General features: G+C 71.2%; 7 protein-coding genes. All 7 read left to right on the top strand.

The window, feature by feature from the left end:
* A partial coding sequence (locus LBC97_04390; GenBank protein ID MDR2565291.1) for a hypothetical protein occupies window positions 1–494 on the top strand: 494 nt, incomplete at its 5' end.
* 259 nt (window positions 495–753) lie between these two features.
* Window positions 754–1,833, top strand: a complete 1,080-nt coding sequence (locus LBC97_04395; GenBank protein MDR2565292.1) for a hypothetical protein — start codon at window positions 754–756, stop codon at window positions 1,831–1,833.
* A 119-nt stretch (window positions 1,834–1,952) separates the two neighbouring features.
* A complete protein-coding gene (locus LBC97_04400) occupies window positions 1,953–3,323 on the top strand; it encodes a hypothetical protein (GenBank protein ID MDR2565293.1) in 1,371 nt (456 codons plus the stop codon).
* Window positions 3,324–3,421: 98 nt separating this feature from the next.
* Window positions 3,422–4,246, top strand: a complete 825-nt coding sequence (locus tag LBC97_04405) for a hypothetical protein (protein ID MDR2565294.1) — start codon at window positions 3,422–3,424, stop codon at window positions 4,244–4,246.
* Between the two features lie 602 nt (window positions 4,247–4,848).
* Complete coding sequence (locus LBC97_04410; GenBank protein ID MDR2565295.1) at window positions 4,849–5,667, top strand: class E sortase; 819 nt, start codon at window positions 4,849–4,851, stop codon at window positions 5,665–5,667.
* A gap of 282 nt (window positions 5,668–5,949) precedes the next feature.
* Window positions 5,950–6,714 carry a phosphate ABC transporter ATP-binding protein PstB gene (pstB, locus tag LBC97_04415; protein ID MDR2565296.1) on the top strand — a complete coding sequence of 255 codons (765 nt, stop codon included), beginning with the start codon at window positions 5,950–5,952 and terminating at the stop codon, window positions 6,712–6,714.
* Window positions 6,715–6,760: 46 nt separating this feature from the next.
* Window positions 6,761–6,945: hypothetical protein (locus tag LBC97_04420; protein MDR2565297.1), on the top strand; the 185-nt coding region annotated here is incomplete at its 3' end.

Genomic DNA, 6,945 nt, shown 5'->3' on the forward strand with positions numbered 1-6,945 from the left:
ACGACTCGTCCGAGTCCGACATCAACGTGGACATCCCCACGCTGACCACGCCTCCGGGGCCGGCCACCGGTCTGAAGATTTCGGTCAAGCCTGGCGCGACCACTCTGACCGGCCCGAACACTCGTGAGGCCGGCACCGCGTGGCAGGCCACCGGCACGCTGCCGAACGTCACGGTGAACGACGACCGCCGCGATGCGGCCGCCGCCGACTGGACGCTGAACGGCAAGGCCTCGGCCTTCGTGTCCGGCGCGAACCAGATCGCCTCGACCAACCTCGGCTGGGCACCCAACAAGGTGTCCGGGCAGGGCGCGGCCGGCGCGACCGTGGCGCCGAACGCCAACGGCGGCCTGTCGACCGACAAGGAACTGGCCACCGGCCAGGCCTCGGCCGCCCAGGACGTCACGACCACCGTCAACGCCCTGTTCACGCTCGATGTGCCGGAAACCGCTCCGGCGGGCGCGTACAAGTCGACCTTGACGCTGACCCTCATCTGAGGAAGGCGTCCTTCCAGGTAGTTCCCCCGGCCGGGCAGACCGGACATCGCTGGCCGGTCGGGGGAACACCCAAACAAAGGGGGGCGGTCCCGCCTTGCTGATCCCCGCAAGAGGACGGCAAGGGGGACGGTCCCCCGCTCTCATGACATCGAAAGGACGGAAAGAGATGGGCCAAGACGCCGTTCCTTTCCGCCTTTTCCGCGCCATGAGGCGAAATAGGCATGAATCCCATCGAAACCCCGCAGAAAGGACAATCCCCATGTCCATCACCACCTTGGGGCCGCGCCGCGCGGCCCTCGCGACCCTGGCCGCGTTAGCCATTGGCGCTGCGGGCCTCGCGCTCGCCGCGCCCGCACGGGCCTTGTCGGCCGGGCTGGACCCCGCCGACAGGCTCGGGGACGTCACCCTCGACATCGCCGGCGGGCGGTTGGAGGACGGCGGCCCGCGCCAACTCGCCACGGCCACGGGCTGCCCTGAGAACTACCAGCGCAGTTCCCGCGTCTTCCTGGTGTGGGCAGACGGCTCCACCCACGCCACCCAGGCCCCCGCCTACGTCAAAACCTCCGGGGCCGGCACGGGCCTGGACGGGCAGCCGATCAACCGGGTCGGCGACGACGCGTCACGATGGGGCCAGACCGGCTTCCCCAAGGAGAACTTCCAGGGCCGCAACGAGGTCGCCTCCTACATAGTCACCTGCGACCCCGGCACCCAGTCGACCGGCGGCTACCCGGCCCAGAGCACCGGCTACGCGGGTTCCAAGTTCTTCTCGATCGACATCGAGTTCTCCTGGGGTTCAGGGGGTTCCGATGCCGTCTGGCAGGTTTACGTCCCACCGCCGCCCGCAGACTCCTCCGAATCCGGCGTGGTCCTGTCGGTGCCGGAGGAGCAGGAGCCGGACGTGCCGACCGGACTGACGATCTCCGTCAAGCCGGGCACCACCGTCCTTGAGGGCCCCGCCGCCCGCGTCCAGGGCACGCCCTGGCAGGCCGCCGGGTACCTCGACTTCGTCACCGTCAACGACGACAGGCGCGACGCGTCCGCCCCCGGCTGGACGCTGAACGGCCGGGCTTCCAATTTCACCAGCGCGACCACGGCCGACACCATTCCGTCCACGGGCCTCGGCTGGGCGCCCGAGCGGCAGGTCGGGCCGGGGTCCGCCGGACCGGAGGTGGCGCCGGGCGCCAGCGGCGGCCTGTCCGTGGACCAGGTGCTGGCCTACGGCGAGGCGTCGGATGACGCGAACGTCCAAACCCAGGTCGGCGCGCGGCTGACCTTGAATGTGCCCAGCGGCGTGTCCGCGGGCGACTATGCGGCGACGCTCACGCTCACGTTGATCTGAGCGGGGCGTCCCACCAGGGTTGCTCCCCGGGCCGGGCCGGCCGCACATCAATAGCCCGCCCTGGGGAGCGACCACCAAAACAACAACAAACCCCGCCCCTAACCGAAAGGCAGCACAAAATGTCAACAACTGAGGACCGGACGGCCCAAAGGCCCCGGTGGGCCGCCGCGTTGCTGCTCGCAGCCGCGTTGGGGCTGGGGGCTGCGGGGACGGCATCGGAGGCGGGGACGGCCGCCGGGGCGGCCACCCACGCTGGAACCACGGGCGCTGTGTTCACGGCGGGAGAGGAACCCGAGGACGTGACCTGGGGCGTCCAGCCGTCCTCGGCGGGCGGCCCGGACGGGCGGACCACCTTCGACTTCGCGGTGGCGCCGGGCACCCTGATCGAAGACTGGATCACCGTCACCAACTACTCCAACCAGTCCGCCGGCTTCCGCGTCTACGCGTCCGACGCGACCACCGACTACGACACGGCGGCGTTCACGCTGATCGGGGCGGAGCAGGCCTCGATCGACCTGGGGGCGTGGACCCAGGTGGACTCCGGGCCGGCCGAATGCCCCGACACGAACGACGAGGCGGAGGAAATCTGCGCCCACGACCTGGGCGTGCGGATCGCCTTGGGGCCGGGCGAGAGCCGCACCCTGCCGATCGCCATCAACGTGCCGTTCGACGCCACACCCGGCGACCACTCCGCCGGGGTGGTCGCGTCATTTGAGCAGGAGGCTGCCGAAGACGACGGCACCACTGTCCTCCTGGAGCAACGCGTCGGGGCGCGGGTGTACCTGCGGGTGGACGGGCCGCTGGCCGCCAGCGTGGGCGTCAGCGGGGTCACCGCCAGCTACGACGGCGTGGTGAACCCGGTCGGCAAAGGCGCGGCCACGGTCGGCTTCGACATCACGAACACCGGCAACGTTCGCCTCTCCGGCGTGCCGGACGTGCGGCTGACGGGGCCGTTCGGGATTGACCTTGGCGCGGTGGAATTGGAGCCCGTGTCGAACCTGTTGCCCGGAGGCACCGGCCATGTCACGGCCAAGCTGCCGGACGTGGCGCCGCTGTTCTTCTTGGCGGCGAAGGTGACGGTGCGGCCCGAACCGGGCGATGGCGCGGTGGGCGACGTCCCCCTGGCCCTCGACCCCGTCACCGGATCCGCCCAGACCTGGGCCGTCCCCTGGTCCGCGTTGGGCTTGATCGCGCTGCTGGCTGGAGGGTCCTGGTTCGTGGTCTGGCGGAGGCGCCGGTCCCGGCAACTCCTGGCCGCCGAATTGGCCGTGTACACGGAGGAATTGCTGGCGGGGGCGGGCTCTGGGGCGGGCTTCGCCCCCGCCGCCGCGCCCGCGCCGGGGCGGCGGGCTTTCTCCGCCCCGGCGCGGGCCTGGTTCCCACGCCGCCCTCGGGGCAGCGGTTGGCGGCCTGAGCTGGGAAGCTTGCTGGGCTCAAAGCCCGTGCCGCGCATCCCGTCAGGGACCGCGGCGATCGGAGCCGCACGGTGATCACCCCATCGCGTCGAGAGCCCCGGAAGGGTCGGGCCGGCTCGGATTCCGGGGGCTTTGGCTCGGGCGGCTTGGGCTCGCGAGAATCCCGGCCGCGCGTGCACGGAGGCGCCCGCCTGTTCGGCGGCAGGCTGGCGTTCCTCGCAGTCGTGCTGGCGGCGGCCTGGGGCATGGGCCTGGCCTTCGCGGCGCCCGCGCCCGCCGAGGATTCCGACATCTCCGTCTGGGTGCCGAACCCCGTCAGCCGCTCGGCCTCCGCGTCCGCGTCCCCGTCCCCCACTGCCAGCGACCAGTCCGCCAGCCCCTCCCCCGGCCCGTCCCAGTCCTCCTCCGCCGGACCCGGTGGTCCCAGTCCCAGCGGCGGCGGTTCGGGCGGTGGTTCCGGCGGAGGCGGCACGGGCGGAGGCACGGGTGGTGGCAGTTCCGGGACCGGCCCAGGCGACGGCGACGGCGGTACCGGCGCGTGCGTGCAGGTCGAGCCCCCAGTCCCGTTGAAAGCCGCCGATGACGCCTGGGCCGCCGCCGTCGACAAGGACCTCTACCTGCCCGGCAACAAGGTGACCGCCACCGCCACCCGCTTCGAAGTGGGCGAGAGGGTCCAGTTGGTGCTGTTCTCCAATCCGGGTTTGATCGGCAACTTCACCGCCGATTCCGAAGGCCAGGTCCAAGCCGTCTTCGCCGTGCCCGATGACGCCGCCCCCGGCACGCACGCCATCCAGTTCACGGGCTGGTGCGGCACCGTGATAGCCCGAGCCGACGTTTTGGTCGGCTCGCCGACCGAACCGGTCGAGGACCACCACCTGCCCGCGTGGCTGTGGTGGCTCCTCATCCTCCTCGCGCTGATCATCCTGGCCCTGGTGATCAGGCGCGTGATGCGGGTCATGCGGGCTAGGCCGGAGGCGGAGGGGGCCCCGTCCCAGTGACCTTGGACAGGACGGAGACCACCTCTCCAGCAGCGCCGAACGCACTCCCCCAACGCAAACGGGGACGGTCCCTTTTCACAAGAAGGGGACCAGGCCGGGCCCCCGCGCCACCGGACGCGGCCGCGTCCCCGACTGACCCGATTCCCGGAGTCGGCGCACCCACCCCACCCCTGCCGGGGCCACCCGTGCCGGGGGTGCCCCTGCCCTCGCCGCCCATGCAAGGGGTGCCCGTGCCCGCTCCGCCGACGCCCGGGGTGCCCGTCCCCGCGCCGTCCATGCAAGGGGTGCCCATGTCGGAGGCGCCCATGTCCGCTCCGCAGATGCCCGCTCTGCCGACGCACGGGGTGCCCGTGCCCGCGCCGCCCATGCAAGGGGCGCCCATGGCCCCTCCGCCGATGCCCGTGTCGTCCATGCCGGGGGCGCCCGTCCCCGCGTGGCCGCCGCAGGCGGCACCGCCAGAGCCACCGCCGCGCCCAGGACCGACTGCCGCCCGCGCCCTTCCTCCCGTGCCAGGCAGAGCGGCCAAGGCCAGGCGGTCGCGGCTGCCCGCTCCCACGCGGCGGGAACTGGCGCCGCGCGGGGCGAGGTGGTGGGTTGGCGCCGTGATCACCACCGTGTCCCTGCTGGCGCTGGCCTTCGTGGCGCATGCGGCTGTCTTTTCCGCGTTGCGGCATGAACGCGCTCAGACCATGGCGTACCAGGGGTTTCGGTCGGCCCTGGCCAAAGCCGAGGCCCCCACCGGCCAACTCGGCCTGGACCAAGAACTGGTGGCCCCCGGCACGCCGGTCGCGCTCCTGGAGATTCCGGTGATCGGCCTCAGCGAGGTGGTCCTGGAAGGCTCAACCGCCCAGGTGCTGCGCGGCGGCCCCGGCCACCGCCGGGACTCGGTCCTGCCGGGTCAGCCGGGCACGGCGGTGGTGCTCGGGAGGCAAGCCGCGTACGGCGGCCCGTTCAGGGAACTGCGCCGCCTGGCTCCCGGCGACATGATCACGGTCACCACCGGGCAGGGCGTGGCCTCCTACCGCGTTTTCGGTCTGCGCCGCGCGGGCGACCCGCTGCCGGAGGAACTGCGCTCCGGCCAGGGCCGCCTGGAACTCATGACCGGCGACGGCCTGGCGCTGTTCCCGTCCGGGGTTCTGCACGTGGACGCGGAGTTGGTGACCGAACCGCACGCCAGTTCCTCCAAGGTGATGGCCTACGCCGCCCTGCCTCCCGCCGAACGCGCCATGGGCCAGGACTCCGGCGCCTGGTTCATCGCGTTCTTTGTCGCCGTGTTTTGGATCGCCGCAGTCCTGGGGGCCTGGTGGCTGTGGCGCTCCTGGGGCCGCTGGCAGGCCTGGTTGATCGGCCTGCCCCTGGCCCTCGCCCTTGGCGTGACCTGCGCCGACTTCATCATGAACGCCCTGCCCAACCTGATCTGACCAACTGATTCGAGGACCAAGATGACCGCTGTCACCGCCAACCCGACTCCCGCCGCAGACCTCCCCGCGTCCGCCGCCGCTCCCCCGCCGGCCGACCACACTGCTGGACCGGCCGCCGACCGTCCGGACGCCACCCAAACCGCGGTGCTGGAACCGGTGGGTGGGCTGGGGGATGGGGGGACGGCATCGGGCACTTGGGCTGAACTGGAACTCCCGACAACGGTGGGGGCGGGGCCCGTCCAGGGCGAACGGTTCCCCGGCCCGGGCCGACCGCTGTCCGCGATGGACGCGCGGGACGTGTCGGCGTGGTTCGGGACCCACAAAGTGTTGGAGCGGGTGTCCCTGACAATGCCGGCCGGGCAGGTCACGGCGCTGATCGGGCCGTCCGGCTGCGGCAAGTCCACGTTCCTGCGCATCCTCAACCGGATGCACGAGTTGGTGCCCTCGGCCGCCCTGGCCGGCGCCGTGCTGCTGGACGGCAACGACATTTACGACCGGGAACACAAGATCCAAGACGCCCGGAAAGACGTCGGCATGGTCTTCCAGCGGCCGAACCCGTTCCCGGCCATGAGCATCTACGACAACGTGCTCGCCGGGTTGAAACTGACCGGCCGCAAGGCGAGCCGCGACCGGCGCGACCAAATCGTGGAGACGTCGCTGGCCAGCGCCGGACTGTGGAACGAGGTCAAAGACCGCCTCCGCCAACCCGGCGGCAGCCTGTCCGGCGGACAGCAACAACGGCTCTGCATAGCCCGCGCGCTGGCGGTCAAGCCGAAGGTGCTGCTAATGGACGAGCCGTGCTCCGCGTTGGACCCGACTTCCACCCGCGTCATCGAGGAGACCATGGCCGAACTGCAACGCGAGGTCACCATAGTGATAGTCACCCACAACATGCAGCAAGCGCAACGGGTCTCCCAGCAATGCGCGTTCTTCCTCGCCGCCCAAGGCACGCCCGGCGTGATAGTCGAACACGGCGACACCGACGCCATGTTCAACACCCCCCGCGACCAGCGCACCCTCGACTACGTCACCGGCCGCTTCGGCTAACCTGGTCAACGTTGGACCAACTGGGCTTTGAGGGGAGTGATTCGCTGTGACGGCCACCGCCCCCAGGACTCTTGACTTCTTTGACCGCCACGTCGGAGCCCTGATCGCCGAGCATTACGGTTTCACGCCGCTGGACGCGTTGCGGCAATTCACCCGCTCGGAGACCTACCGCATGTTGGCCGATGACGACCTCAAGCTCTGGCATTTCGCCCCCCTCGCCGTTTTCGACAT

The organism is Bifidobacteriaceae bacterium, from assembly GCA_031281585.1.
Lineage (GTDB): Bacteria > Actinomycetota > Actinomycetes > Actinomycetales > WQXJ01 > JAIRTF01.

Coding starts and splice junctions, on each gene's coding strand:
- LBC97_04395 (MDR2565292.1), top strand. CDS start 754: ATGTCCATCACCACCTTGGGGCCGCGCCGCGCGGCCCTCGCGACCCTG.
- pstB (MDR2565296.1), top strand. CDS start 5,950: ATGGACGCGCGGGACGTGTCGGCGTGGTTCGGGACCCACAAAGTGTTG.
- LBC97_04400 (MDR2565293.1), top strand. CDS start 1,953: ATGTCAACAACTGAGGACCGGACGGCCCAAAGGCCCCGGTGGGCCGCC.